Annotated in this window: 18 protein-coding genes; 13 read left to right on the top strand and 5 right to left on the bottom strand. The window is 70.6% G+C overall.

The genetic code is table 11. The annotated features are described in order from the left end of the window. Positions 1-275 precede the first annotated feature (275 nt). The 3 genes from E9998_RS03025 (at position 276) to E9998_RS03015 (ending at position 3,621) form a co-directional block, all read left to right on the top strand. On the top strand, positions 276-1,610 hold the full coding sequence (locus E9998_RS03025) for an ABC transporter substrate-binding protein (protein ID WP_136528229.1): 1,335 nt from the start codon (positions 276-278) through the stop codon (positions 1,608-1,610). Positions 1,611-1,768: 158 nt separating this feature from the next. Continuing rightward, positions 1,769-2,671: a carbohydrate ABC transporter permease gene (locus E9998_RS03020; protein ID WP_136528448.1), complete on the top strand. Its 903-nt coding sequence runs from the start codon at positions 1,769-1,771 to the stop codon at positions 2,669-2,671. Continuing rightward, positions 2,668-3,621 (top strand): carbohydrate ABC transporter permease, encoded by a 954-nt coding sequence (locus E9998_RS03015; protein ID WP_136528228.1) that lies wholly within the window; start codon positions 2,668-2,670, stop codon positions 3,619-3,621. The genes E9998_RS03020 and E9998_RS03015 overlap by 4 nt, the downstream gene beginning before the upstream one ends. A 59-nt stretch (positions 3,622-3,680) precedes the next feature. On the opposite strand, the gene E9998_RS03010 is transcribed toward E9998_RS03015, so the two are convergent. Further along, complete coding sequence (locus E9998_RS03010; RefSeq protein ID WP_158299674.1) at positions 3,681-4,781, bottom strand: phospholipase D-like domain-containing protein; 1,101 nt, start codon at positions 4,779-4,781, stop codon at positions 3,681-3,683. Between the two features lie 269 nt (positions 4,782-5,050). Between E9998_RS03010 and E9998_RS03005 the strand changes: the two genes are divergently transcribed. The 6 genes from E9998_RS03005 (at position 5,051) to dapB (ending at position 11,496) form a co-directional block, all read left to right on the top strand. After that, the gene (locus E9998_RS03005) at positions 5,051-5,290 is read left to right on the top strand and encodes a hypothetical protein (RefSeq protein WP_136528226.1); all 240 of its coding nucleotides are present in this window, start codon (positions 5,051-5,053) and stop codon (positions 5,288-5,290) included. A gap of 66 nt (positions 5,291-5,356) precedes the next feature. Then, positions 5,357-6,319, top strand: a complete 963-nt coding sequence (locus E9998_RS03000) for a bifunctional riboflavin kinase/FAD synthetase (protein WP_136528225.1) — start codon at positions 5,357-5,359, stop codon at positions 6,317-6,319. An 87-nt stretch (positions 6,320-6,406) separates the two neighbouring features. Then, positions 6,407-6,682, top strand: a complete 276-nt coding sequence (gene rpsO / locus E9998_RS02995) for a 30S ribosomal protein S15 (protein ID WP_136528224.1) — start codon at positions 6,407-6,409, stop codon at positions 6,680-6,682. 363 nt (positions 6,683-7,045) lie between these two features. After that, the gene (locus tag E9998_RS02990) at positions 7,046-9,466 is read left to right on the top strand and encodes a polyribonucleotide nucleotidyltransferase (protein ID WP_136528223.1); all 2,421 of its coding nucleotides are present in this window, start codon (positions 7,046-7,048) and stop codon (positions 9,464-9,466) included. Continuing rightward, positions 9,467-10,765 (top strand): M16 family metallopeptidase, encoded by a 1,299-nt coding sequence (locus E9998_RS02985; RefSeq protein WP_136528222.1) that lies wholly within the window; start codon positions 9,467-9,469, stop codon positions 10,763-10,765. It begins immediately after the preceding gene. Next, the gene (gene dapB, locus E9998_RS02980; RefSeq protein WP_136528221.1) at positions 10,762-11,496 is read left to right on the top strand and encodes a 4-hydroxy-tetrahydrodipicolinate reductase; all 735 of its coding nucleotides are present in this window, start codon (positions 10,762-10,764) and stop codon (positions 11,494-11,496) included. Before E9998_RS02985 ends, dapB begins: the two co-directional genes overlap by 4 nt. Positions 11,497-11,543: 47 nt before the next feature. Here dapB and E9998_RS02975 read toward each other — a convergent pair whose 3' ends face one another. After that, entirely contained in the window at positions 11,544-12,428 is an 885-nt protein-coding gene (locus E9998_RS02975) for a hypothetical protein (protein ID WP_136528220.1), read from the bottom strand. A gap of 98 nt (positions 12,429-12,526) precedes the next feature. Then, positions 12,527-13,237, bottom strand: coding sequence for an LppM family (lipo)protein (locus E9998_RS02970; RefSeq protein ID WP_136528219.1), 711 nt, complete (start codon positions 13,235-13,237; stop codon positions 12,527-12,529). A 115-nt stretch (positions 13,238-13,352) separates the two neighbouring features. Here E9998_RS02970 and E9998_RS02965 point away from each other — a divergent pair, with 115 nt between their 5' ends. Further along, positions 13,353-13,859, top strand: coding sequence for a DUF2752 domain-containing protein (locus tag E9998_RS02965; protein WP_136528218.1), 507 nt, complete (start codon positions 13,353-13,355; stop codon positions 13,857-13,859). Positions 13,860-13,942: 83 nt separating this feature from the next. Here the strand turns inward: E9998_RS02965 and E9998_RS02960 are convergent, their stop codons facing one another. Both E9998_RS02960 and E9998_RS02955 read right to left on the bottom strand, forming a co-directional pair. Then, complete coding sequence (locus E9998_RS02960; RefSeq protein WP_136528217.1) at positions 13,943-14,764, bottom strand: DUF4097 family beta strand repeat-containing protein; 822 nt, start codon at positions 14,762-14,764, stop codon at positions 13,943-13,945. Positions 14,765-14,776: 12 nt separating this feature from the next. Continuing rightward, a complete protein-coding gene (locus tag E9998_RS02955; protein WP_136528216.1) occupies positions 14,777-15,271 on the bottom strand; it encodes a hypothetical protein in 495 nt (164 codons plus the stop codon). Between the two features lie 214 nt (positions 15,272-15,485). Between E9998_RS02955 and thyX the strand changes: the two genes are divergently transcribed. The 3 genes from thyX (at position 15,486) to E9998_RS02940 (ending at position 18,973) form a co-directional block, all read left to right on the top strand. Next, the gene (gene thyX / locus E9998_RS02950; RefSeq protein WP_136528215.1) at positions 15,486-16,238 is read left to right on the top strand and encodes an FAD-dependent thymidylate synthase; all 753 of its coding nucleotides are present in this window, start codon (positions 15,486-15,488) and stop codon (positions 16,236-16,238) included. Between the two features lie 153 nt (positions 16,239-16,391). After that, complete coding sequence (dapA, locus tag E9998_RS02945; RefSeq protein WP_136528214.1) at positions 16,392-17,282, top strand: 4-hydroxy-tetrahydrodipicolinate synthase; 891 nt, start codon at positions 16,392-16,394, stop codon at positions 17,280-17,282. Beyond that, entirely contained in the window at positions 17,282-18,973 is a 1,692-nt protein-coding gene (locus tag E9998_RS02940; RefSeq protein WP_136528213.1) for a ribonuclease J, read from the top strand. Before dapA ends, E9998_RS02940 begins: the two co-directional genes overlap by 1 nt. Positions 18,974-19,025: the final 52 nt, after the last annotated feature.

Raw genomic sequence — 19,025 nt, 5'->3', positions numbered from 1 at the left:
AAACGAGTTGCCGGGCTCCGGAATGATACGTCATTGGTATCGCTCCCACAATTTGGGTGCGAACGAATATCGATCCAATGCCAACCGGTAACGATTCAGCAATGCAGACTTGACATCCAGTGTTACTCAGAGCACGATTGCCGCGTCGCCCCAACGGCGGGTGAGGCAGTCCCTACCTGGCGTGGAATCGGTGAGAGCGGTTCCCCGAATGGTCGGGACAGGGAGGCAGTCGGACTCGCCGGGCGTACAACACCTGCGAAGAGAGGGAAACCCCGATGAGCAAGACCAGACGAATCTCCTACCTCACGGCTGCCGTCAGTGCCATAGCGCTCGCCGCGGCGGCGTGCGGCGCACCCGAGGACGAGGACAACTCGCGCGGCGAGGTGCCCGAGGAGGCGAAGGACTGCGCCAACTACGAGCAGTTCGGCTCCTTCGACGGCGAGACCGTCACCATCCTCGGCTCCATCCGCGACCAGGAGGCCGACGAGATGATGGCCGCCTGGAAGTTCTTCGAGGACTGCACCGGCGTCGACATCGCCTACGAGGGCACCGGCGAGTTCGAGGCCGACATGAAGGTCCGCGTCGACGGCGGCAACGCCCCCGACATCGCGCTGTTCCCGCAGCCGGGCCTCATGTCCTCCTTCAAGGACGACCTCGTCCCCGCGTCCGAGGACGTCACCGCCCTGGCGACCGAGGGCTGGAGCGAGGACTGGCTCAACTACGGCACGATCGACGGCACGCTCTACGCGGCCCCGAACTCGTCCAACGCGAAGTCCTTCATCTGGTACTCGCCGACCTTCTTCTCGGAGAACAACTACGAGGTCCCCACCACCTGGGACGACCTCATCGCCCTCTCCGACACCATCGCCGAGTCCGGCACCACCCCGTGGTGCGCCGGCTTCGAGTCCGGCGGGGCCACCGGCTGGCCGGGCACGGACTGGATCGAGGACATCGTCCTGCGCGAGAGCACTGACACCTACGACCAGTGGGTCGCTCACGAGATCCCGTTCAACTCGCCCGAGATCGTCTCGGCCTTCGACAAGGCCGGCTCGGTCCTGCTGAACGAGGACTACGTCTTCAACGGCACCGACACCATCTCGGCCACCGCCTTCCAGGAGGCCGGCTGGCCGATCCTCGACGGCGACTGCGCCTTCTACCGCATGGCCTCCTTCTACGGCGCCATGTGGCCCGAGGGCACGAACGTGGCCGAGGACGGCGACGTCTTCGCGTTCCAGTTCCCCGAGACCAACGAGGGCGACAACACCATGCTGGTCGGCGGCGAGTTCGTGGCCGCGTTCTCCGACACCGACGCCACCGAGGCCACCCGCCAGTACCTCGCCAGCGAGGTCTACCACAACGCCCGTCTCCAGACCGGCCCGTGGAGCACCGCCCACCAGGGCGTGGACCCGAACAACGCCACCACGCCGATCAACGTGCTCGCCACCGAGATCCTCACCAACCCGGACGTGACCGTCCGCTTCGACGGCTCGGACCTCATGCCCGGCGAGGTCGGCGCGTCCTCGTTCTGGACCGGCATCGTGCAGTGGGTGGACGGCGACAAGGACTCCCAGCAGGTCGCCGACGACATCGAAGCCTCCTGGCCGCAGTAGCCTGCGACCCGTGTAGCTGATCAAGAAGCCGAGCGGGGCCTACCGGCCCCGCTCGGCCCATTGTCCGGACAACTGGAGTCACATACGTGGAAATCTCCGCTCTCATCGACCGGTTCGGTCTGCTCGCCATCGGGCTCGTCGCCTTCGCCGTGATCCTGATGGCCCTCTACGGGCTCGCCGAACTCGCCTCCCGCCGCGACCGCAGCCGTGCGGTCGCTTTCGTGTTCCTGGCCCCGGCCGTGCTCTTCCTCGCGGTGGGCCTCGTCTACCCGGCCGTGCGCACCGTCGTCATGTCGTTCTTCAACAAGGACGGCAGCGAGTTCGTCGGCTTCGACAACTACGCCTGGGCCGTCAGCGACCCCGACGCGCTCCAGATCCTCCTCAACACCGCACTGTGGATCGTCATCGTCCCGATGGTCTCCACCGCGCTCGGCCTCGTCTACGCCGTCCTCATCGACGGCCGCCGCGGCGAGCGCGTCTACAAGGCGCTCGTCTTCCTCCCGATGGGCATCTCCTTCGTGGGCGCCTCCATCATCTGGAAGTTCATGTACCAGTACAAGGGCTCGGGGGAGCAGATCGGCCTGCTCAACCAGGTCATGATCTGGTTCGGCGCCGAGCCGGTCAACTGGCTCAACGAGCACCCCGGGAACAACTTCCTCCTCATGGTCGTGCTCGTGTGGATCGAGGTCGGCTTCTCCACGGTCGTCCTGTCCGCGGCGCTCAAGGGCGTCCCGACCGAGATCGTCGAGGCCGCGCGCATCGACGGCGCCAAGCCCTCCGAGATCTTCTGGCACGTCACCGTGCCCTCGATCCGCTCGGCCATCGTCGTCGTCGCCGTGACCGTCTTCATCGCCACGCTGAAGCTGTTCGACATCGTGCGCGCCATGACCCAGGGCCACCACGGCACCGACGTCCTCGCCCACAACATGGTCGAGCAGGCCTTCCGGCTCTACAACGACGGCCGCGGCGCCACCATGGCCGTCGTGCTGTTCCTGCTCGTCGTCCCCGTCGTCATCTACCAGGTGCGCAACATGCGCCGCCAGGAACAGGAGGCCCGATGAGCACCGACGTGCAGACCCCCGAACCGGTGGCCCGCATCGGCGAGACCCGCGGGCAGCGCCTGCGTCGGGTCCTCTCCAGCCGCGCCGCCAGCGTCGTGGCGCTCGTCATCGCGGCACTGTGGACGATCCCGACCTTCGGCCTGTTCGTCTCCTCGTTCCGGCCCGAGGACGACATCCGCACCTCCGGCTGGTGGAACTTCTTCGCCGACCCCGGCTCGTTCACGCTGGAGACCTACAACTACGTCCTGTACTCGGACTCGCAGGGCGGCGGGCTCATCGTCAACCTCGTCAACACGGTCGTCATCACGATCATCGGCGTGGTCGTCCCGGTGGCCTTCGCCGCGATGGCCGCCTACGCGCTCTCCTGGATCGAGTTCCGCGGCAGGAACCTCCTGTACGTCGGCATCTTCGCGCTCCAGGTCGTGCCGCTCCAGATGGCGCTCATCCCGCTGCTCGCCTTCTTCAGCAAGGGCCTGCACATCGGCGACTTCACCATCATGCCCGCCTGGCAGCTCGACGGCGTCAACACGATCGTCCAAGTGTGGGTCGCGCACTCGATCTTCGGCCTGCCGCTGGCGATCTTCCTGCTGCACAACTTCATGCGCGAACTGCCCGGCGACGTCATGGAGGCCGCCCGCATCGACGGCGCCAGCCACTCGCAGATCTTCCGCAAGGTCGTCCTGCCGCTGGTGACCCCGGCCCTGGCCTCGATCGGCATCTTCCAGTTCCTGTGGGTGTGGAACGACTTCCTCGTCGGCCGCACCTTCGCGCCCGGCGAGGCCACCCGCCCGCTCACCGCCGTCCTCGGCGACATGGCGGGCACCTGGGGCTTCGGCTGGACGCGCCTGCCCGCCGCGGGCTTCATCGCGATCATCGTCCCGCTCGTGGTGTTCCTGCTGCTCCAGCGCTACTTCGTGCGCGGGCTCCTCGCGGGCTCCGTCAAGGGCTGACCCGGCGAACACGCGGGGGAGGGGCGAACGCCCCTCCCCCGCACCGCTTCCCGGCGCCGCTACCTCGCGCCGTTCCACAAGCGCTGGAAGTAGGACGCGTACAGGTCCGCCACGCCCTGGTCGGCGACCCGCAGCACGTTGTCGTCGACGTTCTTCATCGCGTTGCCCTGGAGGTTGTGCGTGCCGGTCCACACCACCGCGCGGTGCCGGTCTCCGAACTGCGCCTCTGCCACGATGAACTTGTTGCGGCTGTACGGGTGCACCCGCACGTTCGAGGCTCCCAACTTCTCCTCGACCCACTTGGGATGGCTCGTCTTCGCGTCGAGCACCACCACCCGCACCTGGCACCCGAGCCCCTGGATGCGGTCGAGCTGCGCGCGCACCGCCGGACGGTTGGACTGGAAGTTCGCGTGGCCCACCAGGACCCGGTCGCCGTCGCCGCAGCCGGTGATCTCCTTGAGCTGCCCGGCCACCGCGTCGTCGCCGCGCGGGAACACCCAGGCCCGTGCCAGGTCTCCGGTGGTGCTCTTGTTCTTGTCGGTCCACCCGTCCCAGTCCTCGCTGTACAGGCGGTTCCAGAAACCCTCGTAGAAGTCGTACAGCCGCTGGTCGCCGTGGACGCCGAGCAGGTTGTGCGCCTGCTTGAGGTGCGACTTCGTGAAGCTGAAGCTCGTCACCAGGACCGTGGGCGAGCCGCCGCGGTCGATGAGGAAGAACCGGTTGTGGTCGGGGCCCTTGCGCGTGCCCGCGGCGTTCGGCAGGCACCCGCCCTCGCACTGGTGGACCTTGACGCCCGCGCCTTTCAGCCGCCGGATGACCGGGTCGTTCGCGGCGGGCTTGTCGGCCCGCTGCCCGACGACCGCGCGCACGTCCACGCCGCGCCGCTCGGCTTCGACCATCGCGTCGGCCAGCGGCGCGATCCGCGGCTCCAGCGTCCACTGATACACCGCGGCCCGCACGGTGTCGCCCTTTCTCGTCGCGTCGATCTGCCTCACGAGCTCGTCGACGATCGACGCGTCCTTGCCGCCCTTCGGGTCGGTCCGGCAGACGGTGTAGTCGCCCGTCCGCTCGCAGCCGGTCGCGGCGGCGGCGGCCGGAGCCGGAACGGCCGTCGCCGCCAGGACCGCTCCGACCGCGGCCATCGCAAGGATCCCCTTCATGCCAGCACCCCATTCGCATCCGGGGCACCGGCCCCGGGTCGTCGTTGCACCCAGGGACATGAAGATGGCACGTCTTCGGTCGGATGGCGGGTGTTCGGTCGGGTACGGGACGTTTCGCGTGGTGGGGCGGTCACGGCCTTGTAATTTCCACGAGGGCGAAATGACGCTGTTGTCAGGCGGATTCTGGGAAACGACGGTCGGATTGCCGACGATCTCTCAACAATCAAGGGGAGTGCCCCCCGGCCGGAACCCGTCACCAGGAGGAGCCCATGAGCCCAAGTGCGGCAGAAGAACTGCCAGAGGAGTTCCGCCGAAGCCCGAGCGACCGCGCCGTCGGCGCGCCCGCCCGCGACGAACCGACCATGCTCGCCGAGGAGCAGCCCAGGACGGCCGAGCCGGCCGGCACCGGGTGGCTCCTGATAGGGATGCTGCTGCTGGTCGCGGTGGGCGTCCTCATGCTGCTCATATTCGCGTCGGGCGGCAACGCGGACGAGTCGATGATGCTCTGAGCGGCCGCTGCCACTGCGGGACCGTCCGACTGCCCGCCGCCGTGCGGCAGTGAGAGGATTCGGACCGTGGAAACCTGGCGTGGAATGGACGCGACCCCCGAGGGCTGGCCCGCCTCGGTCGTGGCGATCGGCGTGTTCGACGGCGTGCACCGCGGGCACGCCGCGCTCGTGCGGACGGCCGTCAAGGCCGCCTCCGAGCGCGACGCCCGCAGCGTCGTGGTCACCTTCGACCCGCACCCGACCGCCGTGGTCGCGCCGCAGGCGGTCCCGGCCCGGCTCACGAGCCTGGAGCGGCGGATCGAGCTGCTCGGGGCGCTCGGCGTCGACGGGGTCTGCGTCCTGCCGTTCACAGAGGAGCTCTCCAAGCTCAGCCCGGACTACTTCGTGCGGCACGTGCTCGTCGGCGCCCTGCACGCCAAGGCCGTCGTCGTCGGCGAGAACTTCCGCTTCGGCCACAAGGCCGCCGGGGACACCGCCAAGCTCGCCGAGCTCGGCGAGGAGTTCGGCTTCGAGGTGCTCGCGCAGCACCTCAACGCCGACACGGCGCCGGCGGACGGCTCGCCCGCACCGCCGCAGTCGGTCTACTCCTCCACGCGTGTGCGCCGCCTCGTCGCCGAAGGCGACGTCGCGGCCGCCGCCGAGGTGCTCGGGCGCGACTTCGGCGTCGAGGGCACCGTGGTCCACGGCGCGGGCCGCGGCGGGACCGCGCTCGGCTTCCCGACCGCGAACCTCGACGTCGCGGACGGGACCGCGATCCCCGCCGACGGCGTCTACGCCGGCTGGTTCCACCGCGGCTCCCAGCGTTTGGCGGCCGCGATCAGCGTGGGCACCAACCCGACCTTCGAGGGCGCCGAGCGCACCGTGGAGGCCTACCTCCTGGACTTCTCCGGCGACCTCTACGGCGAGCGCGTGCGGCTCGACTTCACCGCGCGCCTGCGCGGCCAGATCGCCTTCGACGGGATCGAACCGCTCGTCGCGCAGATCGAGACCGACGTCGCAGACACCCGGCGGGCCTTGGAGCTGGGCTGACGCCGCTGCTAACCTGGTCGGGTTCCACCGAGACCGGTCTGCTCGACACCGCGGACCGGCCGTTCATCGAAAGAAGGGGTGTTCGACATGGCGCTCGACGCTGAGAAGAAGTCCGCGATCATCAAGGAGTACGCGCTCACCGAGGGCGACTCGGGTTCCACCGACGTCCAGGTCGCGATCCTGACCGCGCGGATCAAGGAGCTGACCGCCCACGTCCAGGAGCACAAGCACGACCACCACTCGACCCGTGGCCTGCTCCTCCTGGTCGGCAAGCGCAAGCGCCTCCTCAAGTACCTGAAGAAGGAAGACATCACGCGCTACCGCGCGCTCATCGAGCGCCTCGGCATCCGCGACAACGTCTAGCCGACTCCGGAGGGAGCGGTCCGCGAGGACCGCTCCCTTTCGCGTGCCCGGCCCCTCCCGGGACACTGCTTTCCGCGGCTCACTTTCTCTTCGCGGCGGCAGCCGCGTCCGCCGGGTAACGTAAGGTGGGCGTGGAGCACCGTACTCGACAGACCACACGGTGCACATGACAATCCAGCGCCTCGCAGCGAGGCGCGGCGCGGCTCGCCTGAGACCGCCCCGGTCCTCGGTAGTGGCATCCGGAACGCCCCGCGCGAAGCGGGGCCCTTCTCCGAGTGCTTCGATCGAAGACCGGAACGCGTGGGTGGGCGGCGCTACCGAACGACGCAGTGATACCGCACTGCAAAAGGAGATCGACACTCTATGTCCGATACCGAACGGACACCCGAGGCCTTCAACCTCGGGGAGCACCACGCCACCGCCGTCATCGACAACGGCGCCTTCGGCACCCGCAAGATCGTCTTCAGCACCGGCCGCCTCGCCAAGCTGGCGCAGGGCTCGGCCATCGTCCAGATGGACGACACCGTGGTCCTGTCGACCACCGCGGCCTCGAAGCACCCGAAGGACCACTTCGACTTCTTCCCGCTGACGGTGGACATCGAGGAGCGGATGTACGCCGCCGGGCGCATCCCCGGCTCGTTCTTCCGCCGCGAGGGCCGCCCCAGCGAGAACGCCATCCTCACCTGCCGCCTCATCGACCGCGGCCTGCGCCCGTCCTTCGTGTCGGGCCTGCGCAACGAGGTCCAGGTCATCGGCACGATCCTCGCGGTCGACTCGCGCGACGAGTACGACGTGGTCGCCATGAACGGCGCCTCCATGTCGACGCAGCTGTCCGGGCTGCCGTTCTCGGGCCCGCTGGGCTCGACGCGCGTCGTCCTCATCGACGGCACCTGGGTCGCGTTCCCGACCCTGGAGCAGATCGAGAAGGCCACCTTCGACATGATCGTCACCGGTCGCGTCCTGGAGTCCGGCGACGTCGCGATCATGATGGTCGAGGCCGAGGCCACCGACAACACGATCAACCTCATCGCCTCGGGCGGCACCAAGCCGACCGAGGAGGTCGTCGCCAGCGGCCTGGAGGCCGTCAAGCCGGTCATCGCCGAGCTGGTCCGCGCCCAGGCCGAACTGGCCGCCGTCGCCGCCAAGCCCGTCGCCGACTACCCGCGCTTCCTCGACTACCAGGACGACGCGTTCGCGGCCGTCGAGGCGGCCGTGACGGCCGAGCTCGACCAGGCGCTCCAGATCGCCGACAAGACCGACCGCCAGGACGAGCTCGACCGCGTCAAGTCGGTCATGCTCGAGAAGCTCGGCGCCGACTTCGAGGGCCGCGAGGGCGAGCTGAACGCCTCGCTGCGCTCGCTCACCAAGAAGCTGGTCCGCAAGCGCGTCATCACCGAGGGCGTCCGCATCGACGGCCGCCTGCCCGCCTACATCCGGCCGCTCGCCGCCGAGGCCGGGATCCTCCCGCGCGTCCACGGCTCGGCCCTGTTCGAGCGCGGCGAGACCCAGATCATGGGTGTCACCACGCTGAACATGCTGCGCATGGAGCAGGCCATCGACACGCTGTCGCCGGTCTCCAAGAAGCGCTACATGCACAACTACAACTTCCCGCCGTACTCGACCGGTGAGACCGGCCGCGTCGGCTCGCCCAAGCGCCGCGAGATCGGCCACGGCGCGCTCGCCGAGCGCGCCCTGGTGCCGGTCCTGCCGAGCCGCGAGGAGTTCCCCTACGCGATCCGCCAGGTCTCCGAGGCGCTCGCGTCGAACGGCTCGACCTCGATGGGCTCGGTCTGCGCCTCCACCATGTCGCTCATGAACGCGGGCGTGCCGATCAAGGCGCCGGTCGCGGGCATCGCGATGGGCCTCATCTCCGAGGAGGTCGACGGCGAGACCAAGTACGTCACGCTGACCGACATCCTCGGCGCCGAGGACGCCTACGGCGACATGGACTTCAAGGTCGCCGGCACCGCCGAGTTCGTGACGGCCCTCCAGCTGGACACGAAGCTCGACGGCCTGCCCTCGGACGTGCTGGCGCAGGCGCTCCAGCAGGCCAACGACGCCCGCCACGCGATCCTCGACGTCATGCTCGACGCGATCAGCGAGCCCGGCGAGCTGGCCGCGACCGCCCCGCGGATCACGACCCTGAAGATCCCCGTCGACAAGATCGGCGCGATCATCGGCCCGAAGGGCCAGACGATCAACCAGATCCAGGACGACACGGGCGCGGACATCACCGTCGAGGACGACGGCACGATCTACGTGTCGGCGGAGAACGGCGAGGCCGCCCAGGCCGCGGTCGAGACGATCAACGCGATCGCGAACCCGACCCTCCCGAACGTGGGGGACCGGTTCCTCGGCACCGTCGTCAAGACCACCGACTTCGGCGCGTTCATCTCGCTGACGCCGGGCCGCGACGGCCTCCTGCACATCTCGAAGGTCGGCGACGGCAAGCGCGTCGAGCGGGTCGAGGACGTGCTGGGCGTCGGCGACAAGATCGAGGTCGAGATCGGCGACATCGACAACCGCGGCAAGATCTACCTCGACAAGGTGTACCCGGAGGGCCAGGAGCCCGAGGGGTACAAGAAGGGCCGCCCGGCCGAGCGCAAGGAGTCCCGCGGGGACCGGGGCGACCGCGGTGACCGCGGCCCGCGCCGCGACCGCGAACGCTCCGGCGGCGGCGAGCGCGGCGAGCGCTCCGGCGGCGACCGCGGCGGTTCGGGCGACGGCGAGCGCCGCCGCCGCCGCACCCGCCGCTCCGACGAAGGCGGAGGCTCGGAAGAGTAGATGAGTCGTCCCCTGACTCGCACACTCGTGGAAGACCCGTTGGGCGGCACCGTCACATCGACGGTGCTGCCCAACGGGCTTCATGTGCTCACCGAATCCGTCCCCGCCCTGCGCACGGCAGCCGTCGGCGCGTGGGTCGGGGTCGGCTCCCGCGACGAGACCCCGGAGCTGTCGGGCGCCTCGCACTTCCTGGAGCACCTGCTGTTCAAGGGGACCGAGAAGCGCTCGGCCGCCGAGATCTCCAGGTCCATCGAGGCGGTCGGCGGCGACGCCAACGCCTACACCGCGCGCGACCACACCTGCTTCTACGAGCGGGTGCTGGCGGCCGACCTGCCGCTGGCGGTGGACGTGCTCGGCGACTCGGTGAGCGCCTCGCTCATCGCCGAGGCCGACGTCGAGACCGAGCGGGGCGTGATCCTCGAAGAGATCGCCGCCTCGGCCGACGAGCCCTCGGAGATGGTCTACGAGCACTTCAACCGGGCCGTGTTCGGGTCCGGGGCGCTCGGGCGCGACATCGCCGGGACCGTCGAGACGGTCCGCGCGATGACGGCGGCGCAGATCCGCGACTTCTACGCCGCGCACTACCGCCTCGACAACCTCGTGGTGGCCGCCGCCGGCGGCGTCGACCACGACGACTTCGTCAAGCTCGTCCGGGAGGCGTTCGCGCCCCTGGAGGGCCGCCCGACGGTGCCCGCGCAGCGGGCTGCGGCCGAGGAGCCCCCCACGCGCCCGGCGCCCCTTGCGGTCCTGCGCGACGACACCGAGCAGGCCCACCTCGTGGTGGGCTGCCGGACGTTCTCGCGCCACGACGACCGCAAGGACGCCCTGGGCATCCTCTGCAACGTCCTGGGCGGCGGGATGTCCTCGCGCCTGTTCCAGACGATCCGCGAGGAGCGGGGCCTGGTCTACACGATCTCGGCCTCCGACTCGTACTTCGCCGACACCGGCTCGTTCAGCGTCTACGCCGGGTGCCGTCCCGACCGGGCCGCCGAGGTGCGCGAACTCATCCAGGCCGAGCTCGACAAGGTGGTGCGCGAGGGCGTCACCGCCGAGGAGCTCGCCCGCGGCAAGAAGATGTACGAGGTCGGGCTCCTCATGGGCCTGGAGGACTCGCACACGCGCATGAACTGGCTCGGGCGCGAGCAGCTCCTGTACGGCGAGATCACCAGCCTGGAGCAGGACCTGGCCGACAACGCCGCGGTCACGGCCGACCAGGTGCGGGCGGTGGCCGCCGACGTGCTGTCGCAGCCGATGACGACCGCGGCCGTGGGGCCGTTCGACGCGAAGGACTTCCGATGATCGAAGTGGGCGTGCTGGGCGCGCACGGCCGTATGGGCCGCGCGGTGTGCGAGGCGGTCGACGCCGCCGACGACATGGCGCTGGCGGCGACGGTGGACCGCGACGAGTCCCTGGAGAAGGTCGCCGGCTGCGACGTGGTCGTGGACTTCACGCTGCCGGGGGCGGTCATGGCGAACCTGGCCTGGTGCGTCGAGCGGGGCATCCACACGGTCGTGGGCGTCTCGGGCTTCGACGCGCCGCGCCTGGAGGCGGCGCGCGAGATCCTCGCGGCCGACCCGGAGGTCGGTTCGGTGATCGCCCCGAACTTCGGCATCGGCGCGGTGCTGCTCATGCAGTTCGCGGCCAGGGCCGCGAAGCACTTCGACTCCGCGGAGGTCATCGAGGCGCACCACCCGCGCAAGATCGACGCGCCGTCGGGGACCGCGGTGCACACGGCCCGGCTCATCGCCGCGGCCCGCGCGGAGGCGGGCCTGGACGGGATGCCGGACGCGACCGAGACCGACCCGCAGGGCTCGCGCGGCGCCGACGTCGACGGGGTGCGCGTCCACGCGATCCGCTCGGCCGGGTACGTGGCGAGCCAGGAGGTGCGCTTCGGCGGCCCCGGCGAGCGGTTCGCGATCAGCCACGACTCGCTCGACCGGGCCTCGTTCATGCCGGGGGTGCTGCTGGCGGTGCGCGCGGTGGCGGGCCGCCCGGGTCTGACCGTGGGCATCGACGACCTGCTGGACTGACGCTTCGACGTTGCAGCGCCCGCGGCCTCAGGTCGCGGGCGCTTCGTCTACTCCTCGGTGGTGGGCGCCTCGGTGAGCGCCTCCTCCTCGGCGGCCTCGGGGCTGGTGCTCGGGGTCGGGTCGGTCGCGCCCTGCTCGGTGGAGGGCGTCTGGGACGGCGTCGTGGCGGTCTCGCCGGGTTCCTCGGTGGCCGTCTCCCCGGTGCCCCCGCCGGGGTCCTCGCTCGCGGTCGCCTCGGGCGAGGCGGTCTCGCTCGGCGTCTCGGTCGCGGTCTCGGAGGGCTCGGTCGCCGTCTCGTCGGGGGTCTGGACGATGACGGTGGTCTGGGTGTCGCCGCCGTCGTGGATGAACCGGGTGCCGTCGCCGGTGAGCGCGCCGATGAGGAAGAGCACGGTGATGGTGAGCGAGAAGACGAGGACGCTGGAGACGAGGACGGCCAGGAGGGTCCGCTTGCGCGACTGGACCTTCGTGACGTGCCCTTCGGGTTCGAGGTCGGGGACGTCCATCTCCACGGTGTCGCCCGTGGCGCCTGCGGCCGGGAGGATCTCGGTCTCGGGGACCTCGGCGGTGGCGGTGACGACGACGGTCTCCGAGGCGGCCGCGGGGGTCCCGTCGGGGCCGAGGACCACGGTCCGTTCGGCGTCGACTTCCACCGTGACCGCGGCGTCGCCGCGGGCGGTGGGGGACATGGCCGCGATCTGCGATTTGATCCGGTCGCCGGTGCTGCGCATGGCGCGCAGGATGAGGACGGCGCCGATGGAGGAGCACACGCTGAGGATCGCGGTCCCGGCGACGGTGCCCCACAGGTTGAGGAGTTTCGCGAGGACGGCGCCGATGACGGTGGCCCCGGCGGCGGCGAGGACCTGCCCGACGCTGAGCTCGAGTCCGGAGTCGGGCTTGTCGCCCTTGCTCTTGGAGCGGTACTGCGGCAACGGTCCTCCCCCCGGTGTTATCGATCCGTTACGCCGGCCGACTCACCAGGATACGGGCCTCACCGGCGCCGCCCACGGTTTGTGCGCGAGGTAACCGCCTACGCGGAGGCCCCCACGGAGTGGCGGCGCAGGGCCCGCCACTGCCACAGCCACAGCAGCGCCACGACCACGACGAGGAAGGCGACGCCCGCGGCGAGGAACGCCCAGCCGTTGTTGGCGACGGCGGTGGCGTGGAGCTCGTACTCGTCGCCGGGGCGCATCTCCCACGTGACGGTGCGCCCGTCGAGTTCGCCGTTGTGCTCGGTGACCGAGGCCGGGAAGTTGACGCTGATGCGGATCTGGGCGTCCTCGAAGGTGCCGGGGTCGAGGAACCCGGCGGCGCGCAGGTCCCAGTAGCCCTCCAGGTCGTACTGGCGCCCGGTGTGGTCGATGCGCAGGTAGCCCCATTCGTCGCCGCCGAAGTCGGCGAACTCGGCGAGCGGGCGGTCGGTGAAGGTCCCGGTCTGGCCGACGAAGCCGTCCTCGCGGTAGGGGGTGCGCTCGGTGCCGGGGACGCCGTCGAGGAGGGCGTCCAGGAACGCGTCGAGCTGCGCGCGGTCGACGCCGAGGTCCGCCGAGTCCTCCAGGAACTCCTCGTTCCAGGCCGCGGTGAAGGTCCCGCCGACGGTGTCGTCGGGCCGCACCTCCAGGCCCAGGTCGAGCCGGAGGCACCCGGAGGCGGTGAACAGCAGGCCGAGCGCGCAGGCGGCGACGAGGGCGCGGCGGAGGGCGCGCGGGGCCGGGCGGCCGGAAACGGTGAGACCGAGCATGAACCGAGCCTAAGCTCCCGAACGGCGCGAACCGGTGAATTCGCCGGTTCGCCGGGCCGGGCCTCGGGCCCGGCGCGGGGGCGCGGGCCCGCTACCCTGAAGGCGAGGAGGCGACGTGTGCGCAGTCGATGAGGCGGGCCTGGACGCGGCCCGCGGCCCGGCCCCGGAGCCGCGCCGCGGCGACGCCGTCCGGCGGTGGATCGGCGCCCTCTTCGCGCGCCCCTGGGTCGCGCCGGTCGGCATCCTCGTGTGCGTCGCGGGAGCGGCCGCGGGCGTCGTCGCCACGGACCCGACCGACAACACCGGGCCCTCCACGTGCCTGTTCAAGCTCACCACCGGCTTCGACTGCCCCGGCTGCGGCGGCACGCGCGCGTTCTACTACCTGGCGACCCTGAACCTCCCCGAAGCGGCCCGCCACCACCTCATGGCCGTCTTCGCCGCCCCGTTCCTCGTCTGGATGTTCGTCGCCTGGGCCCTGCCGCGCCTGGTCGCGCGGCGCACCTGGCGCCTGCCGGTCTTCCACCTCACCCCCGGCGCCCTCACCGGCTTCCTCATCGTCTGGGCGGCCTTCACCGTGGCGCGGAACCTCCCGTGGCCGCCGTTCACGTTCTTCTACGTCTGAACGCGGAGGCCCGGCCGCCCCGGTCCGGGACCTCGCGGGTCCCGCCCGGGGCGGCCGGGCTTCGGTGGGTGTTGAATGCAGCTCTATGCGAACGCGCTGGCGCGGTGCAGGTAGATGTCGCCCGAGACCGAGCGGGCCCGCACCTCCAGGCTCGTGCCGCCCCCGGCGGGCGCCGGGGAGGTGTCGCCGGTGGCGAGCTCGGAGGTCACGGTCCCGGCCTTGGCGTCGAGGTCGACCCACACGTCGGTGCCGGGCACGACCCCGATGGTGATGCGCCCCGAGACGGTGTTGGCCTTGACCGAACCGGACTTGAGCGCGGCCAGCTCGATGCCGCCCGAGAGCGTGTTGACGTTCGCGGAGGCGTCGACGCGCTCGGCCGAGATCGACCCGGCCACGGTCTTCGCGGAGAAGTCCCCGCCGACGTGGTCGGCCTTGACCTGGCCCGAGGCGGTGTTCGCCCGGAAGTCCTCGGTCGCGTCGATGACGCTGATGGAGCCCGAGACGGTGTTCGCCTTGACGCTCAGGGCGCTCTCGACGGTCGCCGAGCCGGCGACGGTGTTGATCGAGACCGCGCCCAGGCGCCCGTGCAGGCTGATCGGCGCCGAGGTCGTCTTCACCGAGATCTCGGAGCCGACCGGGACCTTCACCGACAGGTGCACGCCGATCTCCTTGCGGAAGAACCAGTTCGCGGGCTTGTCGGGGGCCAGGACGCGCAGGTGCCCGTTCTCGAACTCGACGCGCGCCAGGTCGGCGGCGTCGCCGTCGCCCTCGGAGCGCCGCTGCGCGGGCTTGATCTCCACCAGCACCGTCTTCGCCTCGTGGGCGGTCACGGTGACCGAGCCGTCGGCGAGCGTGAGCGCCGCCGTGACGGGCCCGTCGTGGGTGAATTCGGTGTACTCGTTCATCAGTGGAGCTCCCTAAGCCCTGGCGTAGCCGGTGATGCGCTGGCTGTACTTCGCGCCGCCGCCCGAAGGGCCGGACGTGCGCGAGGCGTGCACGGCGTTGTTGATGGCGCGGACCAGCCAGGCGTTGACCGAGGCGCCGTCGGCGGAGGCCGCCTTCTCGACGTCCTCCTTCAGCGACTCGGGCAGGCGCAGCGTGATGCGGGCGACGTCGTCGTCCACCGGCGGGGCCGGCGGCGGCGCGGTCTCGGCGGTCTCGCCGCCGCTGACCCGCAGGTCCACCTCCCTGCCGCGCACGCGCAGGTCGACCGACGCCGAGGAACCGGCCTGGTCGAGCCCGGCCGTGATCTCGGCGGCGGCCTCCGAGAGGGCCTCCATGAGCGCCAGGCGAGCCCCCGCGTCGAGAGCCTCGGACAGCAGTGCAGCGGTCCGCGCGGCGTCCTCCCCGCCGGGCGCGGCGGCGGCGGTGAGGCTCCGGCGGAGCGATTCGATATACGGCGTCAAGTTCATGACACCATCATGACATCATTTCTGACGTCTGTCAAGCGGCGTGCTGGATCCAGACCGCACGCAACACGGACGCCCGACCCGCCCGGCCACACACGACACACCCGAACCGCCGCCCGGGACCGGGCGCGTGCCGGACCACACTCCGCCCACGAGTACCCTCAGGTAGTCGAGAACCAGCAATAACAGGCCCGAACACGAACGAGGGGGAGCGGGGATGCCCGAAATCGTACCGATGGACGTCCGACTCATCGCCTGGACGCACTTCGAGTCCCCGGCCGACGTCCCCTGGGAGACCGACGCCGACGGCGGCCAAGCCCTCGCCGAATTCGCCGGCCGCGCCTGCTACCAGTCCTGGACCAAGCCCAACCCCAAGACCGCCACCAACGCCGGCTACCTCGAACACATCCTCCAGGTCGGCCACCTCTCCGTCCTCGAACACGGCACCGTCAGCTTCTACCTCAGCGGCATCTCCCGCTCCCTCACCCACGAGCTGATCCGCCACCGACACTTCTCCTACTCCCAGCTCTCCCAGCGCTACGTCCCCGAACGCGACGCGCACATGGTCGAGCCCGAAGTGATCGCCGCCGACCCCGAACTCCACGAACGCTTCCTCGCCGCCGCCGAAGCCGCCCAGAGCGCCTACAACGACCTCCTCGAAGGACTCGAGAAGCAGTTCGCCGACGTCGCCAACCCGACCCTGCGCCGAAAGCAGGCGCGCCAAGCGGCGCGATCGGTACTGCCCAACGCCACCGAGACCCGCATCGTCGTGACCGGCAACTACCGCGCCTGGCGCCACTTCATCGCCATGCGCGCCTCCGAGCACGCCGACGTCGAGATCCGGGCGCTGGCCGTCGAATGCCTCAAGCAGCTCAAGGAGAAGGCCGCCAACGTCTTCGCCGACTTCCAGATCGCGAAGCTCGACGACGGCACCGAGGTCGCCTCCAGCCCCTACGTCACCGAGGGCTGAGCCGCAGGCACACCACCGCCCCGCCCCGCACCCGGCCGCGCACCACCGCGCGGCCCGAAACGCGGCGGCGCGGCGGCGAAACTTGAGACAGTTATACGAAGCGTGCGGCCGCGCGCACCGCCCGGCCGCCGGAATCAGCATTGGTGAAAGCACATGCGCAACGCAACGCGCCCCTTCGGGCGAACACTCGCGGCCATGATCACGCCGTTCACGCCCTCAGGGGAGCTCGACGTCCCCGGCACCGCCGCCCTCGCCCGCCACCTCGTCGACCACCAAGGCGTCGAAGGCCTCGTCGTCAACGGCACCACCGGCGAATCCCCCACCACCACCGACGCCGAGAAGACCCAGATCGTCGAGACCGTCCTCGACGCCGTCGGCGACCGCGCCCACGTCATCGCCGGCGCCTCCACCTACGACACCCGCCACTCGGTCCACCTCGCCGAGAACGCCGCCAAGGCCGGCGCCCACGGCCTCCTCCTCGTCACCCCCTACTACTCCAAACCCACCCAGGCCGGCGTCGCCGCCCACTTCGAGACCATCGCCGACGCCACCGAACTGCCCGTCATGCTCTACGACATCCCCCCGCGCTCGGTCGTCGGCATCGCCGAGGACACCTTCGCCCGCCTCGCCGCCCACGAGCGCATCATCGCCGTCAAGGACGCCACCGGCGACCTCGTCAAGGCCCAGCGCGTCCGCGCCGCCACCGGCCTCGCCTTCTACTGCGGCGTCGACGAACTCAACCTCGCCGCCTACGCCACCGGCCAGATCGGCGTCGTCTCCGTCACCGCCCACCTCCTCGGCCGCCACATCAACGCCATGTTCGACGCCTACGACCGCGGCGACACCGCCCAGGCACAGGCGATCAGCGACGCGATCCTCCCCGCCACCGACGCGATCTTCCGCGGCCCCGGCGTCATCGCCGTCAAATCCGGCCTCGCCTCCCAGGGCCTCCCCTCCGGAGCACCCCGCCTCCCCCTCCTCCCGGCCGAACCCGACCTCGCCGAACTCATCGCCGCCCGCATCGCCGACCTGAAGGAGGCCTGATGGGCCTGACCCGACCCAAGAACCTCGGCGCGCCCGGCGCCCTCCCCGACGGCGCCCTGCGGGTCATCCCGCTCGGCGGCCTCGGCGCCATCGGCCGCAACATGACCCTCTTCGAGTACGAGGGCCGCCTCCTCATCGTCGACTGCGGCGTCCTCTTCCCCGACGTCGACCAGCCCGGCGTCGACCTCATCCTCCCCGACTTCACGCCGATCCTCGACCGCCTCGACGACATCGAGGCCATCGTCGTCACCCACGGCCACGAAGACCACATCGGAGCGATCCCCTTCCTCCTGGAGCACAAGAACGACATCCCCGTCGTCGGCTCCCGCTTCTCCGTCGCCCTCGTCGAGGCCAAACTCCGCGAACGGCGCATCAAACCCGCCGGCATCGTCGTCACCGAGAACGAGACACTCCAGCTCGGACCGTTCGGCCTGGAGTTCCTCGCCGTCAACCACTCCATCCCCGACGCGCTGGCCGTCGCCGTGCGCACCGAGGCCGGACTGGTGCTCCACACCGGCGACTTCAAGATGGACCAGCTCCCGCTCGACGGGCGCATCACCGACCTCGCCGGCTTCGCGCGCCTCGGCGACCAGGGCGTCGACCTGCTCCTCTCGGACTCCACGAACGCCGAGATCCCCGGCTTCGTCACCTCCGAGCGCCAGATCGGCCCCGTCCTCGACAAGCTCTTCGAGGACGTCAAGGGCCGCATCATCGTCGCCTCCTTCGCCAGCCACGTGCACCGCGTCCAGCAGGTCATGGACGCCGCCCACGCGCACGGCCGCAAGGTCGCCTTCGTCGGCCGCTCCATGGTCCGCAACATGGCGATCGCCCGCGACCTCGGCCTCATGCAGGTCCCCGAGGGCCTCCTGGTGAGCATGGACGAGGCGGTGCGCCTGCCCGCCGACGAGATCGTCTACATGTCCACCGGCTCCCAGGGCGAGCCCATGAGCGCCCTGGGCCGCATGGCCTCCGGCGACCACCGGCACATCGCCGTCGAGCCCGAGGACACCGTCATCCTCGCCTCCTCGCTCGTGCCCGGCAACGAGACCGCCGTCTACGGCGTCATCAACCGCCTGGCCCGCACCGGCGCCACCGTCATCCACAAGGACGTCGCCAAGGTCCACGTCTCCGGCCACGCCCCCGCGGGCGAGCTGCTGTACGTGCTCAACGTCGTCAAGCCCTCCAACATGATCCCCGTCCACGGCGAGGCGCGGCACCTCCAGGCGCACGCGCGGCTCGCCATCGAGTCGGGCGTCCCGGCCGACCAGGTCATCGTCATCGAGAACGGCGACGTCGTCGACCTCATCGACGGCCGCGCCCGCCTCGTCGGGCACATCCCCAACAGCCTCGTCTACGTCGACGGCCTCTCCGTCGGCGACGTCGGCGAGCCGGTCCTCAACGAGCGCCGCGTCCTCGGCGACGGCGGCTTCATCGCCGCCACCGTCGTCATCGACTCCGAGAACGGCAAGGTCGTCGGCGGCCCCACCGTCTCGGCCCGCGGCTTCTCCGAGGACCCCAAGGCCTTCGACGGGGTCCTGCCGCTCATCAACGAGGCGATCGAGCGCGCCGCCAAGGACGGGGTCACCGAACCCCACCAGCTCCAGCAGATCCTGCGGCGCACCGTCGGCAAGTGGGTCAACGACACCTACCGCCGCCGCCCGATGATCGTGCCGCACGTGTTGGAAGTCTGAGCGAACGGCCGCGAGGCCGAACACGGCGGCGGGGCCGCGCCCGGTTCGGGCG

The sequence above is a fragment of the Glycomyces paridis genome, assembly GCF_004912155.1.
GTDB lineage: Bacteria > Actinomycetota > Actinomycetes > Mycobacteriales > Micromonosporaceae > Glycomyces > Glycomyces paridis.
The sequence above is the reverse complement of the archived record's forward strand: the minus strand, read 5'-3'. Positions and strand labels throughout refer to the sequence as shown.

Bases quoted from the DNA above. Each gene is read 5' to 3' on its own strand.
- E9998_RS02940 (WP_136528213.1), top strand. From the start codon at position 17,282: ATGGGCCTGACCCGACCCAAGAACCTCGGCGCGCCCGGCGCCCTCCCC.
- E9998_RS02955 (WP_136528216.1), bottom strand. From the start codon at position 15,271: ATGAACTTGACGCCGTATATCGAATCGCTCCGCCGGAGCCTCACCGCC.
- E9998_RS02960 (WP_136528217.1), bottom strand. From the start codon at position 14,764: ATGAACGAGTACACCGAATTCACCCACGACGGGCCCGTCACGGCGGCG.
- thyX (WP_136528215.1), top strand. From the start codon at position 15,486: ATGCCCGAAATCGTACCGATGGACGTCCGACTCATCGCCTGGACGCAC.
- E9998_RS03020 (WP_136528448.1), top strand. From the start codon at position 1,769: ATGGCCCTCTACGGGCTCGCCGAACTCGCCTCCCGCCGCGACCGCAGC.
- E9998_RS03015 (WP_136528228.1), top strand. From the start codon at position 2,668: ATGAGCACCGACGTGCAGACCCCCGAACCGGTGGCCCGCATCGGCGAG.
- dapA (WP_136528214.1), top strand. From the start codon at position 16,392: ATGCGCAACGCAACGCGCCCCTTCGGGCGAACACTCGCGGCCATGATC.
- E9998_RS02970 (WP_136528219.1), bottom strand. From the start codon at position 13,237: ATGCTCGGTCTCACCGTTTCCGGCCGCCCGGCCCCGCGCGCCCTCCGC.
- E9998_RS03005 (WP_136528226.1), top strand. From the start codon at position 5,051: ATGAGCCCAAGTGCGGCAGAAGAACTGCCAGAGGAGTTCCGCCGAAGC.
- E9998_RS03010 (WP_158299674.1), bottom strand. From the start codon at position 4,781: ATGAAGGGGATCCTTGCGATGGCCGCGGTCGGAGCGGTCCTGGCGGCG.
- rpsO (WP_136528224.1), top strand. From the start codon at position 6,407: ATGGCGCTCGACGCTGAGAAGAAGTCCGCGATCATCAAGGAGTACGCG.
- E9998_RS03025 (WP_136528229.1), top strand. From the start codon at position 276: ATGAGCAAGACCAGACGAATCTCCTACCTCACGGCTGCCGTCAGTGCC.
- E9998_RS02990 (WP_136528223.1), top strand. From the start codon at position 7,046: ATGTCCGATACCGAACGGACACCCGAGGCCTTCAACCTCGGGGAGCAC.
- dapB (WP_136528221.1), top strand. From the start codon at position 10,762: ATGATCGAAGTGGGCGTGCTGGGCGCGCACGGCCGTATGGGCCGCGCG.
- E9998_RS02985 (WP_136528222.1), top strand. From the start codon at position 9,467: ATGAGTCGTCCCCTGACTCGCACACTCGTGGAAGACCCGTTGGGCGGC.